The sequence below is a fragment of the Mycobacterium sp. DL99 genome (assembly GCF_004762045.1).
Lineage (GTDB): Bacteria > Actinomycetota > Actinomycetes > Mycobacteriales > Mycobacteriaceae > Mycobacterium.
In genome coordinates this window covers 5,099,486-5,117,419 of sequence record NZ_SJOM01000007.1, presented here as the reverse complement: position 1 = coordinate 5,117,419, position 17,934 = coordinate 5,099,486, and the positions used below count along the sequence as shown (strand labels likewise).

General features: G+C 66.1%; 16 protein-coding genes. 11 read left to right on the top strand and 5 right to left on the bottom strand.

Annotated elements, in window-relative coordinates; all coding sequences use genetic code 11:
• Entirely contained in the window at window positions 1-696 is a 696-nt protein-coding gene (locus EYZ64_RS24945) for a DUF3060 domain-containing protein (protein WP_210115572.1), read from the bottom strand.
• A gap of 244 nt (window positions 697-940) precedes the next feature.
• Between EYZ64_RS24945 and EYZ64_RS24940 the strand changes: the two genes are divergently transcribed.
• Window positions 941-1,780 (top strand): peptidoglycan recognition protein family protein, encoded by an 840-nt coding sequence (locus EYZ64_RS24940; protein ID WP_135457671.1) that lies wholly within the window; start codon window positions 941-943, stop codon window positions 1,778-1,780.
• 457 nt (window positions 1,781-2,237) lie between these two features.
• Entirely contained in the window at window positions 2,238-3,335 is a 1,098-nt protein-coding gene (locus tag EYZ64_RS24935; RefSeq protein WP_286175119.1) for an MmpL3/TtfA transport complex stabilizer, read from the top strand.
• Between the two features lies 1 nt (window position 3,336).
• Here the strand turns inward: EYZ64_RS24935 and EYZ64_RS24930 are convergent, their stop codons facing one another.
• A complete protein-coding gene (locus EYZ64_RS24930) occupies window positions 3,337-4,026 on the bottom strand; it encodes a response regulator (RefSeq protein WP_135460233.1) in 690 nt (229 codons plus the stop codon).
• 29 nt (window positions 4,027-4,055) lie between these two features.
• Window positions 4,056-5,615 (bottom strand): sensor histidine kinase, encoded by a 1,560-nt coding sequence (locus EYZ64_RS24925; protein ID WP_135457669.1) that lies wholly within the window; start codon window positions 5,613-5,615, stop codon window positions 4,056-4,058.
• A 205-nt stretch (window positions 5,616-5,820) separates the two neighbouring features.
• Here EYZ64_RS24925 and EYZ64_RS24920 point away from each other — a divergent pair, with 205 nt between their 5' ends.
• The 3 genes from EYZ64_RS24920 to EYZ64_RS24910 all read left to right on the top strand — a co-directional run bounded on the left by EYZ64_RS24920 (window position 5,821) and on the right by EYZ64_RS24910 (window position 8,049).
• On the top strand, window positions 5,821-6,069 hold the full coding sequence (locus EYZ64_RS24920; protein WP_286175118.1) for a hypothetical protein: 249 nt from the start codon (window positions 5,821-5,823) through the stop codon (window positions 6,067-6,069).
• Window positions 6,070-6,240: 171 nt separating this feature from the next.
• Window positions 6,241-7,602: a cation:dicarboxylate symporter family transporter gene (locus EYZ64_RS24915; protein WP_135457665.1), complete on the top strand. Its 1,362-nt coding sequence runs from the start codon at window positions 6,241-6,243 to the stop codon at window positions 7,600-7,602.
• 132 nt (window positions 7,603-7,734) lie between these two features.
• Complete coding sequence (locus tag EYZ64_RS24910) at window positions 7,735-8,049, top strand: hypothetical protein (protein ID WP_135457663.1); 315 nt, start codon at window positions 7,735-7,737, stop codon at window positions 8,047-8,049.
• A gap of 3 nt (window positions 8,050-8,052) precedes the next feature.
• On the opposite strand, the gene EYZ64_RS24905 is transcribed toward EYZ64_RS24910, so the two are convergent.
• Window positions 8,053-8,364, bottom strand: a complete 312-nt coding sequence (locus EYZ64_RS24905) for a hypothetical protein (RefSeq protein WP_135457661.1) — start codon at window positions 8,362-8,364, stop codon at window positions 8,053-8,055.
• A gap of 107 nt (window positions 8,365-8,471) precedes the next feature.
• Between EYZ64_RS24905 and EYZ64_RS24900 the strand changes: the two genes are divergently transcribed.
• Window positions 8,472-10,094, top strand: a complete 1,623-nt coding sequence (locus tag EYZ64_RS24900) for a fatty acid--CoA ligase (RefSeq protein WP_167857957.1) — start codon at window positions 8,472-8,474, stop codon at window positions 10,092-10,094.
• 31 nt (window positions 10,095-10,125) lie between these two features.
• On the opposite strand, the gene EYZ64_RS24895 is transcribed toward EYZ64_RS24900, so the two are convergent.
• Window positions 10,126-11,307 carry a PucR family transcriptional regulator gene (locus EYZ64_RS24895; RefSeq protein ID WP_135457659.1) on the bottom strand — a complete coding sequence of 394 codons (1,182 nt, stop codon included), beginning with the start codon at window positions 11,305-11,307 and terminating at the stop codon, window positions 10,126-10,128.
• 182 nt (window positions 11,308-11,489) lie between these two features.
• Here EYZ64_RS24895 and EYZ64_RS24890 point away from each other — a divergent pair, with 182 nt between their 5' ends.
• From EYZ64_RS24890 to EYZ64_RS24870, 5 genes are read left to right on the top strand one after another with little or no spacing between them, the layout of a single operon-like run.
• Entirely contained in the window at window positions 11,490-12,566 is a 1,077-nt protein-coding gene (locus EYZ64_RS24890; RefSeq protein ID WP_167857956.1) for a phosphotransferase, read from the top strand.
• A 20-nt stretch (window positions 12,567-12,586) separates the two neighbouring features.
• Window positions 12,587-13,915, top strand: a complete 1,329-nt coding sequence (locus EYZ64_RS24885) for an aspartate aminotransferase family protein (protein ID WP_135457654.1) — start codon at window positions 12,587-12,589, stop codon at window positions 13,913-13,915.
• A gap of 8 nt (window positions 13,916-13,923) precedes the next feature.
• Window positions 13,924-15,030, top strand: coding sequence for a zinc-binding dehydrogenase (locus EYZ64_RS24880; RefSeq protein ID WP_135457652.1), 1,107 nt, complete (start codon window positions 13,924-13,926; stop codon window positions 15,028-15,030).
• Window positions 15,031-15,064: 34 nt separating this feature from the next.
• On the top strand, window positions 15,065-16,510 hold the full coding sequence (locus EYZ64_RS24875) for an APC family permease (RefSeq protein ID WP_210115571.1): 1,446 nt from the start codon (window positions 15,065-15,067) through the stop codon (window positions 16,508-16,510).
• A gap of 33 nt (window positions 16,511-16,543) precedes the next feature.
• A complete protein-coding gene (locus tag EYZ64_RS24870) occupies window positions 16,544-17,923 on the top strand; it encodes an NAD-dependent succinate-semialdehyde dehydrogenase (protein ID WP_135457650.1) in 1,380 nt (459 codons plus the stop codon).
• The last annotated feature ends 11 nt before the right edge of the window (window positions 17,924-17,934 follow it).

Sequence of the window (17,934 nt, the reverse complement as noted above, 5' to 3'; positions counted from 1 at the left end):
CTAGCCCTGTTCGACCACGTTGGACTCACCGGAGTTCGACACGTCGGGTTGCCCGGTGCGGTAGGTGACCCGGTTGTCGAATCCGGATACCCCGATGGTCTCGACGGATTCGACGGTGATGACGTTCTCGACGCCCGACACGGTCACGGCAATGCAGTGGCCGGTGATCTCCAGCTCGTTCTGGATGCCGCTGACGATCACGGTGTTTTCCCGGCATTCGACGGTCCGGTGCTCGTTGATCCCTGAGACGATCACCGTCTCTCCTGCCGGAACCTGTGTCGGTGCAACGGATCCGGGCAGTGGCACGCCGCTGATCGTGGTCTGCCGGATGGTCGTCGACTGGCTGTCGGTGACCGTGCCGGCGTCGGTGTCTCCTGCGTCGGTCTTATTGACCATGAGATAGGCCGTCACGAGGCCGCCGACCACCAGGGCCAGCACGAATCCGCCGAACACCAGGAACAGGTGCGTGCTGCCCGTGCTGCGCGGCGGTTGCGGCGGTGCCGGATACGGTTCATAGCCCGGCCACGGTGCGGGTGGTCCCTGGGGCGGTGGCGGGAAGCTGTTCGCCTGCGTCCAGGGCTGGGTCGGTGGCGGAGCGGCGGAGGCGCCGGTCCCGAGTTCCGAGGTGCGAGCGGCGTCAGCCAGTGGGCGCTCGAGTTCCCGGATGCGGGCCTCGGGATCGTCCTGCGGGTCCATGCGCAGATGCTCGCACATTCGGGCGCAGATGCGTATGGAAGGCGCCGCCGGCACCGTGAGCGACTATTTGCTGATTGGTGCTTTCGCGAACAGCGCCCGGCATCGGGTTCCAGGTGAGGCGATATCGAGCAAAGTAGTTGATGCATAACCTGTCTCGCCGCCCTCGTGTGTTCGGGACGGTGTCGGTGGTCCCGCGTAGGCTTGTTCTCGCAGGCAGTTTGCTGCGTAGGGAGGACGAATCTCAGTGCCTCAGACAGGGCAATGGACCGGTGACCCCGTTTGGCTGGCCGATGTGCTTCGGGCGGAAGGCATCGACCTCGTCGAGTATCCCGGGTGGCGGACGCGGGGGCACGGCGATTTCAAGGACATCCGCGGGGTGATGGTGCACCACACCGGGTCGGACACGGCAACCGCCGCGTCGATCGCCGGCGGCCGCCCGGATCTTCCCGGCCCGTTGTCGCAGCTGCATATCGCGCGCGACGGCACGGTCACCGTGGTGGCCCTCGGGGTGGCCTGGCACGCCGGTGTCGGCATGTATCCGTGGTTGCCGACGAATATGGGCAATTGGCACATGATCGGCATCGAGTGCGCCAACAGCGGTACCAGCCCCACCGCGCCGCATCGCAAGAACTGGCCTGACGCACAGTATTTCGCGCTGGTGCGGTGCTGCGCCGCGATCAATCGCCGGCTGGCCCAGACTTCTGAGCGCACCATCGGGCACAAGGAGTATGCGGGCCGCGCGCAAGGTAAGTGGGATCCGGGCGCCATCGACATGGACATCCTGCGCGCGGACATCCAGGCGCAGATCGGCGATATCGCGAAACCGGCGCCCACGCCCCGGCCACCGGTACCCGAGGGTCAGTACACCGAGACCCTGCTGTTCCGGCCCATGGAAGGCCCTCAGGTCGCCCACTTGCAGAGCCGGCTCAAGTCGGCCTACTCGGCGTATGCGGGGGACCTCGAGGTCGACGGTGTGTTCGGCCCGCAGACCGAGGCCGCGGTCAGGGAGTTCCAGCGTCGCACGCGCGGGCTCAAGGTCGACGGCATCGTCGGTCCGGCCACCGCCGCCGCGCTGCGGCTCTAACCGGTGTCGGGGGCATTGCTGTGGGCAGCGAACTTACGATCCGGCACGGCTCATCTTTCACAGCCGTAACACATTTCCCGCGTCTCTGCCCGCTTCCGCGAGTTGACGCCCAAGAAAGTTTGCTGGCGTGTCGCGATGTGATCTACCGCTCACTTTTGCCGGTGATGGTAAGAATTGTTATTGACGGCCCCGCTGCTCGTGAAATGCGACACGTCCAGGCGGTGCTGGGAAGTCCCTGGTAACAGGCATTTAATCGAATGCGACCAAAAGGTAACGAGTCGATAACGAAGAATTTCTTAAGCGCATTCTGAGAGAGTGTCGGCGACTGCCGTGTATTCGCTACGAACTCGTCCAGGACCTGTCGGTTTCGTCGCTAGACTCAATGCAAACGCGCCACTCCCGGCGCAGATGGACCTGGAATCTAGAGCCGGTGAAAGCCTTGCCGGCGGAGGTGCCGATGACGATGGCAAACAACTTTCTGCGCGCGCTCGCTGAAGCGATGCGCCCCGGCCGCAATGAACGCGCCATCGACGATACGTCTGCCCGCAGCGTCGCATTCGACGGTGCCCTCGACGACATCGACGTGGCCGGACTGGCCGAGGTCGGACGCGGGCCGATCGGCGACATCGCCGTCGACCCCGACCGGGACACCGTGGTGGTCACCAACACCGCGGCGCAGAGCCTGACCGTGATCAACCCTCAGACCATGGGCGTGGTGGGTTCGGTCCGTCTCGCAGGAGACCCTTTCGCCGTCGTCGTGGCCGATGACCGTGCCTACGTCAGCGTCTCCACCGCCGGGCATGACTCGATCGCGACGGTCGACACCATCACCGGCGCCGTGCTCAACGAGTACCCGCTGGCCTTCAGCGTCACCGCCCTGGCCATCAGCCCGGACGGCAAGCGCGTGTTCGCCGGCCGCGCCGGCCAGGAGCGCATCGACATCGCCGTCATCGACACCACCGCCGAGCGGGTGGGCACGATCGACATCGCCACCGGCGCGGGCGTCAACCTGGACGCCCTGGAGGTCGACTCGACCGGCAAGCGCCTGTACGTCGCCACCTCCGACTTCCGCGGCAGCCGGCTGGTCGTCGTGAACACCGAAACCGCCCAGGCGCAGGCCACGGTGTGGATCGGCGCCCCGATCCGCGACATCGCGATCGGCGACGGCGTCGCCTACGTGCTGACCTCCGATCTTGAACATCGCGGTGTCGTGCACACCGTCGACCTGTCCGCCGGGACCGTGGTGGACGCCGTCGAGGTCGGCGGGGCGCCGACCCAGCTGGTGCTGAGCTCCGACGCCACCCGCGCCTACGTGGTCGACTACGACCGCGTCATCGTGTGGTGCGCGCTGACCAGCCAGATCCAGGGCAGCGTCGACGTCCACGCACAGCCCGCTGCAGTCGCCATGTCCGACAGCGGCACCAGGCTGTACATCGCCGACTACGCCGGCCAGGTCAACGTCTTCGACGTCGCCGAGTCCCTGTACTCGCAGCTGGTCTCGGCGGACGCGGTCGAGATGCACCAGTTGCCCGCCCTCCAGGCGGCCGGCGCCTGATTCAGCGCCACCGATAGCGGGTACGCGGCCGCCCGGCCTTGCCGTACTCCGTCGTGCGGATGACGATGCCGTCATCGGCCAGACGCTCGAGGTAGCGCCACGCCGTCACCCGGGACACTCCGACTTGTTTGGCCGCCTCATCGGCGGTCAACCCGTCAGGCTCGTCGCGCACCGCGGCAGCGATCTCCTCGGTGGTCTGCGGCGCCGCACCTTTGGGCGCGGTGGATTTGTCTGTGGCAATGCGTAATTCGGCCAAGGCCCGGTCGACTTCAGCCTGGCTGGCGGCATCGGTTCCAGACGGCAGCGCCGAACGGTAGCGGCGGTAGCGCTCCAGCCGGTCGCGGAATGCCGCGAACGCGAAGGGCTTGAGCAGATAGGTCAGCGCGCCGTGGGCCACCGCCGCGCGCACCATCTCCAGGTCGCGCTCGGAGGTGATGGCGATGATGTCCGGTGCAGGCCGCAGCCCCGAAAGGCCGGACGCCAACGAGATGCCGCTGGCGTCGGGCAGACCGATGTCCAGCAGCACCAGATCGATGGGTTGCTCGGATGCGGCGGCCGCGGCCGCCGCCCGCATCGCGTCGCGGGCGGTGTGCGCCACCGCCGACACCGAAAACCCTTCGAGGCGGCCGAGATAGGCCTGATGGGCTTCGGCGATCAATGGATCGTCCTCCACGATGAGGACGCTGATCATCTGTTCCCCTGTGCTCTTCGCGTAAGCGTTCATGGCCGCGGCACCGTTGCGGTGACCACTGAACCGTAGGTGACGTCGGCGCGCAGCGTCCCGCCGTGCTTGCGGATCACCTGGGCCACCAGCGCCAGCCCCAGCCCGTGGCCGGCCGTGTCGGCTGATTTCGTGGAATAGCCACGCTGCATGGCCTTTTCGAAGGTGTCCGGGTCCATACCGGGGCCGCTGTCGGCCACCCGGATCAACAACTCTTGATCGTCCTGGGTCACCGTGACCTCGATCCACGGATCCTCACGGTCACAGGCATCCATCGCATTGTCGATCAGATTTCCCAGCACCGTCACCATCTCCTGCCCGGAGAGCACGGTGTCGGTGGACAACTGGGTGTCCTCGGTGACGGTCAGGGTGATCCCGCGTTCGTCGGCCTGAGCGGTCTTGCCGAGGAGCAGGGCCACCAGGGCCGGTTCCCCGACGATCAGTGACAACCGGTCCACGAGCCGCTGCGACAGCTCCAACTCACTGGTGGCGAAGCGGACCGCCTCCTCGGGCCGGCCCATCTCAACCATGGTGACCACGGTGTGCAACTTGTTGGCCGACTCGTGTGCCTGTGCCCGCAGCGAGTCGGCCAGGACCTGTAGTGAGCTGAGTTCGCCCAGGGCGCCCTGTAATTCTGTGCGATCCCGGATCGTGACGACCTCCGAACCGGAGTCCGCGACGCGGGCCCGGCCGACCACCAGCACCCGGTCTGCGGTGACGTGCAGCTCGTCGCGCACCCCGGGATCAGCGCTGCGCAGAAACTCCGGGAGATCCTCCACACGTACCGGTCCGGCCGCCAGGCCCAGCAGCCGGCGCGCTTCATCATTGGCCAGCGCCACGCCGTCACGATCGAGCACGATGAGCCCCTCGGACACCGAATGCAGGATCGCGTCATGGTGGTCGTACATGACCCGTAGTTCATCGGGCCGCAGACCCCGGGTCTGGCGGAGCAGCCGGCGCCGGATGGCCCAACCCCCGATCAGCGAAGCCCCCAGTGCGGCAGCGGTTACCGCAGCGATCACGGGAATCTGCGCGCGCCAGCGCTGGCCCAACGTCTGCTGGGTGATCCCCGCCGACACCAGGCCGACGATGCGCCCGTCGGCGCTACGCACCGGTGCGATCGCGCGCACCGACGGCCCCAGGGTCCCGGTATAGACCTCGCTGAATGTCTCGCCGCGCAACGCGGGTTCGACGGTGCCCAGGTAGTGCCCGCCGATCTGGCTGGGATCGGTGTGGGTGAACCGGACTCCGTCCGGCGCCATGATCGTGATGAACGCGATGTTGGTGCCGGTTCGCACAGCCTCGGTCACCGGCTGTAAAACCTGTGTCGCAGTGCCGGATTCGATGGCCGCCGCAGTCGAGGGGGAATCGGCCAGCGCCGTGGCGATGCCGATCACCTGTTGCCGGGCCGCATCCTCGCCGTCGCGGCGGGCATCGAGCAGGGCCAGCGCCGTGCCGGCCAGCACCACCAGCGCGACCACCAGGACCTGCAGCGCGATAGCCTGTCCGGCCAGCGAGCGCGGCCAGGCCAGCCCCGACAGCCGCCGCCAGTGCGTCACAGCACCTCCGATTGTGAAGGCAATGATCTTTCAACATAGTGGCCCGGATATCCGCTGGTAGCGGGTTCGCGCCGGTGACCCTTGCGACCTTCGCGCCCGTCAATTCGGGGCTGCTGTTCGCGGGGGCTGAGTCGTAGAATCTGACAATAAGCAGGGTCGAGGGTAGATCCAAGGGAGACCTGCGATGAGCTGTGCAATTCATCGCTTGACAACCATCATCATGGCCGCGGGCGCGTCACTGGCAGTGGTGACGGCCATTTCTCCGGCGGTCGGCAACGCCACCGAGTGCGGAGTGGGCACCGTATACGATCCGCCCTCGAACACCTGCGTGGCAGCCCCGTTGCCGCCGCCTCCACCGCCCCCGCCGCCGGCGTGGAACGGCGACATCACGCCCTACTTCTCCGTCGGCATCTGCGCACCGATTCCGTTTGTCTCGCTCTGCGCAGGTATCTGAGCGATCGATTGTTGATCCGGTCCCGAAGTCGCCCGCCTCGGGGCCAGATCGCTGCGTGAACGTAATGAACAAAAACGTGACCTGGCTCACCCTATGGTCGAAGGTACTGGTACAGCGACATCGGCAGATGAACCGAACTGTCGAACCGGACCCGAAACTGGAGGTGGACCGATGACCGTGTCCATAGACCCGCAATCAGAGCCGGCGCCCCCGCAGCGTCGCGACCGCACGCACTGGCTCTACATCGCGGTCATTGCGGCCGTCGTCGTCGGCGTGGTGGTCGGGCTCGTGGCACCCGAGGTGGGCAAGAGCGTCGGTGTGCTCGGCACCATGTTCGTCAACCTGATCAAGATGATGATCGGCCCCATCATCTTCTGCACGATCGTGTTGGGGATCGGCTCGGTACGCAAGGCCGCCACCGTCGGCAAGGTCGGTGGCCTGGCTTTCGGCTACTTCCTGGCGATGTCCACGGTCGCGCTGACCATCGGTCTGGTTGTCGGCAACCTGATCCACCCGGGCAGCGGCATGCACCTGTCGGAGAGCGCGGCGGGCAAGGGCGCCGAACTCGCGGAGAAGGCACATGAGTCCGGCGGACTCATGGACTTCGTCCAGGGCATCATCCCGGAGACGCTGTTCTCCTCGCTGACGGCGGGCAGCGTGCTTCAGGCCTTGTTTGTGGCGCTGTTGGTCGGGTTCGCGCTGCAGGGCATGGGCAGCGCCGGTGAACCGATCCTGCGCGGCATCGAGCACCTGCAGAAACTCGTGTTCAAGGTGCTGATCATGATCCTGTGGCTGGCGCCCATCGGTGCTTTCGGCGCGATCGCCAACGTCGTCGGGCAGACCGGCTGGACCGCCGTCACCCAGCTGCTGACACTGATGCTGGGCTTCTATGTGACGTGCGTAGTGTTCGTGTTCGGCGTGCTCGGCATACTGCTGCGTGCGGTGTCGGGGGTGTCCATCTTCAAGCTGGTGCGGTACCTGGCCCGTGAGTACCTGCTGATCTTCTCGACGTCCTCGTCAGAATCGGCGCTGCCGCGGCTGATCGCCAAGATGGAGCACCTGGGCGTCGAACGCAGCACCGTCGGTGTCGTTGTGCCGACCGGATATTCGTTCAACCTCGACGGCACCGCGATCTACCTGACCATGGCGGCGCTGTTCATCGCCGACGCGCTGAGCGCCCCGATGTCCGTCGGGCAGCAGATCGGTCTGCTGGTCTTCATGATCGTCGCGTCGAAGGGAGCCGCCGGCGTCACCGGCGCCGGATTGGCCACGCTGGCCGGCGGCCTGCAGGCCCATCGCCCCGATCTGCTCGACGGGGTCGGACTGATCGTCGGGATCGACCGGTTCATGTCCGAAGCCCGCGCGGTGACCAACTTCTCGGGCAATGCGGTGGCCACCCTGCTCGTCGGCTCGTGGACACACACCGTGGACAAGGCCAAGGTCGATGCGGTGCTGCGCGGTGACGATCCGTTCGACGAACTCACCATGGTCGACGACCATGCCAACCGCACCGCCGAACCTGCGCACGCCTGACAGGTAGCTACAGGCCCGGCCGGTACCGCCCGGCCGGGCCTCGTCGTGATTGAACCATTACCTATGCCTGGCTCGTAACAAAGGTGAACCGCGCACCGAAAAGGTATGCGAGAGGGTAAGGATGGCACGGCCATGTACGCATCGATCATCATGGTGGCCGCGTCGGGGGCGGCGTTGGGAACTATTTTGGCGCCCGCCGGGACGGCATTTGCCGACTCGGCGATCGAGACCATCGGACTGCTGGAAGCCGAGGGTTTCTACGTCAACATCGATCGGGTAGGCAGCGCCCCACTCGATCAGTGCACCGTCACCAGCATCCGCAACCCACAGACCCAGACCCGGCTCATCCGGGTGGAACGGTTCGGCAAGGACGGCGAGAGGGATTTCGACCTCGTACCCGTGGTGGTGCGACGCACCATCACGGTGTCGCTGAACTGTTCGAGGTAGATCTCAGCGCTGGCAGTTGAGCGACACCGACACGGTCCGGCTGGTGATCGATGGGACCAGGATCCGATCGCCGCCGAGGCCCGGCCCGACGTAAGGCACCAGCTGGGTGACCTGCTGGGGGTTGCGCACGCTGGTGACCGTGCACTGCTCCAGCGGCGCGGTGCCGATCTTGTCGATGGTGACGGTGTACCCCTCGGACTGCAGGCGGCTGATCACCTGCTGAGCGGTTTCCTCGGCCGAAGCCACCGCGGACGATGCGCCGATCACCCCGAACACAGCCATTGCGACTGCCGCCAGGGACCATTTCATGCGCATCGGGCCGTCCTTCCGTCGTTACCAGCTCATCTTCCCTTACGTACATCGTTCGGGAAATTCGATTCGTTCCCGCCGGTGTCGAACGGCAAGCGCATACCATCGCGCCCGTGAAGAGCACGATGCAGAACTGGCCGTTGACGATCACCGCGATCCTGCGACATTCCTGCGGCGTCAACGGCGACCGGACCGTGACCACCGCAGGTGGGCAGGGCCGATACCGCACGATCAGCTATCGCGAGCTGGGCGGGCAGGCGGCCCGACTGGCCCATGCCCTGCGCGGGCTCGGGGTCGATGGTGACCAGCGGGTCGGCACGTTCATGTGGAACAACACCGAACACCTCGCCGCCTATCTGGCCGTGCCTTCGATGGGCGCGGTGCTGCACACCCTGAACATCCGGCTGTCGCCCGAGCAGATCGCCTACATCGCCAACGAGGCCGCCGACAGCGTGGTGATCGCCGACGGATCCCTGGTGCCGTTGCTGGCCCCGGTGCTGCCCCTGCTGGAGACCGTGCACACGGTGATCGTGGTCGGTGACGGCGATACCAGCGCCCTGGCCGGAAAGACCGTGCTGCGCTGGGACGAGCTGCTGGCCGCGCAGCCCGCTGAGTTCGACTGGCCCGAGATCGACGAAAACTCCGCGGCAGCAATGTGTTACACGAGCGGCACCACCGGAAACCCGAAAGGTGTGGTGTACAGCCACCGGTCGAGCTACCTGCATGCGTTGAACACCTGCACGGCCAACGCGCTCGACGTCAGTTGCAGTGACTCGGTGCTGCCGATCGTGCCGATGTTCCACGCCAACGCGTGGGGGTTGCCGTACGCCGCCCTGATGGCCGGCGCCAATCTGGTGATGCCCGACCGGTTCATGGACGGTGCCTCGTTGCTCGACCTGATCGAATCGCAGCGCCCCACGCTGGCCGGTGCCGTGCCGACCATCTGGAACGACGTCATGCATCGGCTGGAAAAGGAACCGGGGCACGACGTTTCATCGCTGCGACTGGTCGCCTGCGGTGGTTCGGCAGTGCCCTTGTCCCTGATGCAGACGTTCCAGGAACGCTACGGCGTGTACATCCAGCAGGCGTGGGGGATGACTGAAACCTCACCTCTGGCCACGGTGGCCAAGCCGCTGCCCGGGGTGTCCGAGGAACGTCAGTGGGAGATGCGGGTCAGCCAGGGCCGGCCGATGTGCGGCGTGGAGGTGCGCGTCGTCGACGACGAGGGTGTACCCCTGCCCGACGACGGCGACGCGGTCGGCGAACTGGAAGTGCGCGGGCCGTGGATCACCGGCTCTTACTACCTGGGCCGCGATGCCGAGAAGTTCGACACCGGGTGGCTGTGCACCGGAGACGTCGGTTCGATCGACCAGCAGGGATATGTGACGCTGACCGACCGGGCCAAGGACGTGATCAAGTCCGGCGGGGAGTGGATCTCCTCGGTGGAGTTGGAGAACCATCTGATCGGCCACCCCGCGGTGTTGGAGGCCGCCGTGGTCGGGGTGCCCGACGAGCGCTGGCAGGAACGCCCGCTGGCTGTCGTAGTGCTGCACGACGGTGCCTCAGCGGAGCCGGCCGAACTGCGGGAATTCCTGGCGGACAAGGTGGTTCGGTGGTGGCTGCCCGAGCGCTGGACGTTCATCGAGCAGGTGCCGCGTACCAGCGTGGGCAAGTACGACAAGAAGACGATCCGGGCGCGCCACGCGGACGGTGCCTACGAGGTCATCACCCTCTAGTTCTCCCGCGAGCAGACGCGCCGTCGAGAGATCAACCCGTCGCCTTCATGTTGGCGTCGATCATGAACGCGATGGTGACGGTGGCGAGGTCATTCGTCTTGGTCAGGTCGAAGCCGGTGAGCTCAGTGAACGCGCGCAGTCGTCCGCGCACGGTGTTCCGGTGCCGATATGTTCGCTCGGCGATGTTGGCGATGGTTCCGCCATTGGCGGTGAGGTCGCCGACCGTCTCGGTCAGACCGTGGCGTTCGCTCTCGCTCAGCCTGTTCAGCGGGCCGAAGACAGCTGAGTGGATCTCCTCGGACAACTCCTGGTTCGCCGCGACGACGGCATGGAGCCAGTTGTCCTGCAGTCGTTCGACTCCGACGTCGGAGCGACCATGGACGGCCATCCGCGCCAGGCGGATGGCGCGTGCCACCGAATCGAGCCCGGCGGCCGTCACTACCGAGCATGTCTGCCCGCTCAACGCTGCCAATTCCCCGGCGATGTCGAAGGAATCGTCGGAGGCGTGGACCACTCCGCGTAGCTCCCGGGCCCACCAGCTGAAGTAGAAAGCCCGGCCAGATGCCTGCAGGGCCGCACTGCATTCAGCCAGGACTTCGGGCCGCGGAATCGGGAAGGAGCCGACGAGGCAGTGGTAACTGCCCTCGGTGGGCAACCCCAGTACGCGAGCCGCATCTTCGACTGCGCTCGGTTCGAGCCCGCCATCCGTGAGCAGCTGATCGAATGCGGCTGAACGAATTTCATCCAGACTGTCCTGGGTGGTCTGATACCCGCGGACGACGTGCTCAGTGTTGAGTTCGACGGCCTCCCACACCATCAGCGACGAGCGTTCGAGGAAGTCGGCCCGCACATCCGCGCCCACCGCGCGACCCTCGTCGATCAGCGCTTCCCACAACGACTTCAGATCGATCCGGAACGCGTGCAACACGCTGGACAGCGGAACACCTTGGCGAGCACGGATTTTGCCGAGCTCCAGCGCGACGGACTCGAGATCGGCCGGGATGTCGTCGCCGGCCAGTCGCGAGAGCGCCAACCGCATCGTCCGATCCATGTGGTACCGGAGGTCCGTTCGACTGACCGGACCGCCGGTGTAGGTGGGCTCGTCCTCGATGGTGCGGGCCACGGTGCGTTCCACGATCTCGTCGAGGTGGACGTCGAGTAGCCGGCGGGCGGTCGTCCTGATCAGCTGCGTGGTGGTGTCCAGCTGTTCCATGGGTCGTTCCCGCTCTCTCGGCGCCTGCGGTCACAGGATCTGAAATGTGCAATGCGCACAGTTTATGGGCGAAATGCGCGCCAATTATGGCATTGACCGCATCGCTTTGAACTCATTGAATGTGTGCTGCCCCACATTCACGTGCTGCGTCCGGCGACACCCGGCCAGCGGAAGGACGATCAATGCCGCAATCGCGAGGTGCACTGCCCGTCACCGATGACTCCTGGGGGTCGACGCTGACAGACCTCCTCGGCGAGGAGTACGGACTGTCGATTGTCGACCTGACGTTTCTGGGCGGCGAATTCGACCGCAACTACCGGGCCACTGCCGATTCCGGCGAGTGCTTTCTGGCGAAGCTGCAGATTCGTGGCGAAGGCCACCTCGAACAGAGCTGGCAGGAAGACATTCTCGTACACATGGCGGGTAGAGACCCCGGAGTCGCGGTTCCCACCATCGTGCCGCCGGCCAGCGGTGGCCGGCACGTCCGACTCGACGGCGGAAACGAAGTGCTGACCGTGTTCAACTGGGTGCACGGCGTCGAATGGGCCAAGGTGGACCGGCATTCGGATGCCCTCCTGGTCCAGTTGGGTGCGACGGCCGCGCGCATCACCGCGGCCCTCGAAGGATTTCCGCCGGAATCTCTGCGCGCCACACATCACTGGGATGTGACCCGGGCCCGGACCGCGATCGCGTCCTGCCTGGCCGATGCCCCCGAGCTCGCCGAGATGGACTATGTGCAAACCGCTTTGCGGTGGTTCGACGATGTCGAACCGACCCTGTCGGCACTGCCGCGCGCGGTAGTGCACAACGACCTGAACGACAACAACGTCCTGGTCGATGTCGAGCGGGACCAAGTCTCGGGGGTACTGGATTTCAACGACGCCCTCTACAGCGTGCGGGTCGCCGAGCCGACGATCGCAGGTGCCTACGCCATGATGCGTCAGGCCGAGCCGCTCCGCGCGCTCGGCCAGGTGATCGGCGGGTACCACTCCGTGACGCCGCTGACCGACGACGAGCTGGCTGTCGTCTATCCGTTGGCGGCTTCCAGATTGTGTGTGCAGGCGCTGACGTGGACCTCGCGAGCGAGCACGAACCCAACTGCCTACGGCAGCATGCGGATGCGGTTCACGTTGCCGACGCTGCACCGCGTTCTGGCCATCAGCCCAGAAGAGGCTGCGGCACAACTGCATTCAGTCTGTGAGAAACCCACCGCCTCCGCGCTGGACGACCGGAAGCCCGGGCAGAGCGGTAACCGATGATGAACCTTCACCGCACTTTCATGGCGAACGCGTTCGACGGCAACGACGAGTCGCTCGAACCTGAGGCCAGAGAACTCATCCGGCGCCGCTCCGCGGTTCTCGCACCCAGCTACCGGCTGTTCTACCGGGCCCCGGTCAGCGTCGTCCGTGCCGACGGCGTCTGGCTCTATGACGCCGAAGGCCGGCGTTACCTCGACGCCTACAACAACGTTCCGGCGGTCGGGCACAGCCATCCGCACGTTCGGCGGCGGGTGGACGAACAGATGCGTGTGCTCAACACCCACACCAGATATCTGACCGAGCCGCTGATCGCCTACTCGGAGCGGCTGCTTGCGCTCTTCCCGCCCGAGTTGTCGAAGATCGTCTACACCTGCACCGGCAGCGAAGCCGTCGACCTGGCGCTGCGGGTGGCCCGGTACGAGACCGGTGCGCGCGGCATCATCTGCACCAGTCACGCCTACCACGGCACGACGGCCGCCGCCGCCGAGATTTCGCCCAGCCTGGGGCCCAACAACCCCATCGGTCCGGAAGTGATCCTGGTCGACGTACCCGACTCGTACCGGGACGATCCCGCGGCAGCCGCCGAGATCTTCGCCGCCCGGGTACAGGCGGCCATCGCGACGCTCGGCCAACGCGGTGTCGGCCTGGCCGCGATGATCGTCGACTCGGTGCTGTCCAGCGATGGTGTGCAGACCGACCCCGCGGGGTGGCTGGCCCCGGCCGCCGATGCCGTGCACGAGGCCGGCGGGATGTGGATTGCCGACGAGGTCCAGCCAGGTTTCGGCCGGCTGGGGACCGGCTGGTGGGGTTTCGCCCGGCATGGGCTGAAACCGGATCTGGTGGTCCTCGGGAAACCGATGGGCAATGGAATCCCCATCGCCGCCGTGGTCGGAACCGACGCCGCGATGGACAGATTCGGTCGAGACATTCGCTATTTCAACACATTTGGTGGAAACCCCGTCAGCATCGCCGCCGCGAACGCGGTGCTCGACGTCATCGAGGATGACGACCTGATCGCCAACGCGAGCGCCGTCGGCGCACGACTGCGGTCTGGACTCGAGGAGGTGGCCCGACGGCACCCCGTGATCGGGCACGTCCGCGGCTGTGGCCTTTTCGTGGCCGCGGAGTTCGTCGTCGACCCCGTCAGCCGCGAGCCGGACGCCGCGACGGCCTCGGCAGTGGTCAATGAGTTGCGTGACCGGGGCATCCTGATCAGCGCATCCGGCCGATCCGAGAACGTGCTGAAAATCCGTCCCCCCTTGCCGTTTCAAGCCGAACACGCCGACCACGTGGTGACGGTCCTCGACGAGGTCATGACAGCAGCCACCACCATGAAGAAATCGAACTAGGAGCGAAAATGCGCGCAGTGTTGTTCTCCGGAAACGCCGGAAAAGTCGAGGTAGCCGACGTCGACCTGGCCAAGCCCGGACCGGGTGAGGTACGAGTCAAGATCGCGGCGACGGGTGTCTGTCATTCCGATCTGCACATCATCCGCAACGAATGGCCGCTACCGGTGCCCATGGTGCTCGGCCATGAGGGCAGCGGGGTGGTCACCGAGTTGGGGCCCGGTGTAACCGATCTGGAGATCGGCGATCACGTCGTACTGTCCTGGGTCGCCCCGTGCTACGAGTGCCGGTACTGCCAATCGGGTCATGAGGCCCGCTGCACTGTCGCGATGAACCTCGTCGCCCCCGGCGGCGTGCTGTACGACGGCAGCTCACGGATCAGCCGCGACGGCGAGACGATCTACCACTACCAGGGTGTCTCTTCGTTCGCCGAGGAGGCGATCGTGCCGGCCAGCGGAGCCATCCGCGTTCGCAAGGACGCCCCGCTCGACGTCATCTGTCTGATCGGATGTGCGATCGCCACCGGTGTCGGCGCGGTCACCAACACGGCGAAGGTCGAAGAAGGTGCGACCGTAGCCGTGATCGGTTGCGGCGGAGTCGGTTTGTCGGTCGTGCAAGGCGCCCGGATCGCGGGTGCGAGCCGGATCGTCGCCGTCGACATCCAGCCCGAGAAGACCGCGTTGGCGCTCACCCTCGGTGCGACCGACACGATCGACGCCGCGAACACCGATCCGGTCGCGGCGCTTCGCGAACTGCTTCCCGACGGTGCCGACTACGTGTTCGACGCGATCGGCAAGATCGCCACCACCGAGCAGGCCATCGGCATGCTGGGCCTGGGTGGAGCGGCCGTCGTCGTCGGACTTCCGGCAGCCGGCGCAAAGGCGTCCTTCGAGCCGCTTGCCCTGGCCGAGGCCGATCAGCGCATCCTGGGCTCCAACTACGGCAGCGTCCGTCCCGCGATCGACATCCCCAAGCTGGTCGACCGCTACATGGACGGCGAACTCAAGATCGACGAAATGGTGAGCGCCCGTCGCCCGCTCGAGGAGGCCGCCGCCGCCCTCGACGAACTCGCTACCGGCGCCTCGCTGCGCACCCTGCTCATTCCCGGTCAGAACTGACCCGCGAGATCGAACACCGAAGGACAACCCACACATGACCACAGGCTCTCAGTCAGCATCCGCGGATGCGACGAGTACTCGCGCCGACGCGGCCGGGACATCGCTGCTCAGCCGTAACCTCGGCGTCGGCCCGATCGTCTTCATGGTCGTCGCCGCGGCGGCACCCCTGGCAGTGGTGGCCGCCAACCTGCCGGTTCTGATCGCGCAGAGCGCCAACGCGGGAGCGCCCTACTACTTCCTGGTGTGTACCGCGCTGCTCGCCGTGTTCTCTGTCGGGTTCACCCTGATGAGCCGATACGTGCCGAACGCCGGCGCGTTCTACTCCTACATCCAGGCGGGCCTGGGCCGGATCACCGGAACCGGCGCCGCCGCGGTCGCGATCTGTGCGTACTCGATGATGCTGCTGGGCGTGACCGCGTATTTCGGTGTCGCGGCCCGCAATCTGATCGGGACCGATGTTCCGTGGTGGGTGTTCTCCCTGATGCTGGTAGCCCTGGTGGGGTTGCTCGGCTATCGCGACATCGAGCTGAGTTCGAAGGTTCTGTTGATCGCCCTGGCGTTGGAGACCGTCGTCGTCATCGTGATGAACATCGGGGTATTCGCCACCAATGGCGGTGCGGGCCATTCGCTTTCGGTTCCGTTGAGCACGCTGGGGGAGGGGGTGCCTGCGCTCGGCGTCATGTTCGCCTTCTACAGCTTCATCGGGTTCGAGGCCACCGCGGTGTTCCGTAACGAAGCCCGCGACCCGAACCGCACCATTCCGCGCGCAACCTACATCGCTGTCTTCGTCATCGGCCTGTTCTCGGCCTTCTCCGCGTGGTGTGTGGTCGCAGGGGTCGGCGTCGGCGACGTGGTGCAACGCTCGGCCGACGATCCCGAGAACGTCGTGCTCGACCTGATGCACACGGTGGCGGGCCCGATTCTCGGTGACCTGGCCCGGGTCTTGCTGGTCACGAGCTTCTTCGCGTGCGCGCTGTCCTTCCACAACATCGTCACCCGGTATGTGTTCGTCCTGGCGCAGAAAGCTGTCCTGCCCTCGCGGCTGGGCGAGGTCAGCACCAAGCATCACGCGCCGTCGCGTGCCTCCCTGGTCGTGAGCATCATGATCGGCGTGTTCGTGCTGGCCTCGATCATCGCCCAGCTCGATCCGGTGTCTGTCGTGTTCACCCTCGCCGGTGCCGCCTCCTCATTGGGAGTGGTGATCCTCATGACGCTGGTCAGCGTCGCGATGCTGGTGTTCTTCCGGCGGGTCGCCACCGGTAAAGGCATCTGGCACACATTGATTGCCCCGATCATCTCCACCATCGGGCTGGCGGTGATCCTGCTGTTGGTGGTCACGAACTTCAGCCTGCTCACCGGCACACAGGGTCAGGCCTACGGCGTAATGGGCTTCGTGGTCGCCTCCTTTGTCGTGGGATCGGTGAGCGCGGTGGTGATCCGTCGTCGCCGTCCCGACGTATACGACCAACTCGACGCCTGATCCCATCCGTTCACGAGCACCTGGAGCGCAGCAATGTCAACCCCGATTCCATTTCAAGTGGTCAACCCCGCCACCGGTGAGACCGGCGAGCAGCGGCCGTTCATCGACGACGCCGCCCTGGCCGGCGTGATCGCCGATGCGCAAGCGGCGCAACGTTCTTGGCGAAACATCTCGCTTGCTGAGCGCACCACCGCGCTCAAGCGGGTCGCCGAGCTGCACCGCGAACAACTCGACGATCTCGCCCGAACCGCGGTGCGCGAAATGGGGAAGCCGATCAGCCAGGCGCGTGCCGAAGTCGAGTTCAGTGCCGACATCTACGACTACTACGCCGGTGCAGCCGAGGCTTTCCTCGCCGAGGATTCGATCGACCTGCAGTCGGGAACCGGTAGCGCGGTGCTCCGGAAACAACCCCTCGGCGTGATCCTCGGGATCATGCCGTGGAACTTCCCCTACTACCAGGTCGCGCGGTTCGCCGCGCCGAGTCTCGCCGCCGGGAACGCGGTACTGCTCAAACCGGCCCCGCAGTGCCCGGAGTCCGCGCTGAAGATTCAGCGGATCTTTACCGAGGCAGGTTTTCCGGAAGCGGTGTTCACCACCATCTTTGCCGCCGAGGAGCAGATCGCCGAAACCATCGCCGATCCGCGCGTGGCCGGAGTCAGTTTCACCGGGTCCGAGCGGGCAGGCGCGGTGGTCGGCCGGCTCGCCGGCGGCGCGGTGAAGAAGTCGGTCCTCGAACTCGGTGGTTCCGACCCGTTCCTGGTGCTGGATGTCGCGAGCCTCTCCGCAGCCGTGGAGGCTGCGGTCGAGGCGCGGCTCGACAACAGCGGGCAGTCGTGCAACGGCGCCAAGCGGATCATCATCCTGGACCGGCACTTCGATGAATTCGTCGAGCTTTTCGTCGGCAAGCTGGCCGAAGTGGCGCCCGGCGATCCGATGAGCGAGGAGACCGTGCTCGGCCCGCTCTCGTCGGAGCGGGCGGCGAAAAACCTGGAATCCCAGGTTCGGCGGGCGGTCGACGCCGGCGCCAAGGCGCTGCTGCCGAGTTCGCGGCAAGGTGCGTTTCACACCTGCGGCGTGCTGGCCGATGTGGCCGAGGACAACCCGATTCATCACGAGGAACTGTTCGGACCAGTCGCGATCGTCTACCGGGCAGCCGACGAGGCACACGCCGTGCGCATCGCCAACGACACACCGTTCGGCCTGGGCTCGTATGTGTTCACCGATGACGCGGCACAGGCGGACCGGGTGGCCGACGCCCTGGACACCGGGATGGTCTACGTCAACGGTGTCGGCCTGGATGCGGTGGAACTACCGTTCGGCGGTACCAAACGCTCCGGTGTCGGCCGCGAGCTCGGATCCCTCGGGATCCGGGAGTTCGTGAACTACAAGCTGGTTCGCGCGGCGTCGGAGTGAGACCGCGTGAA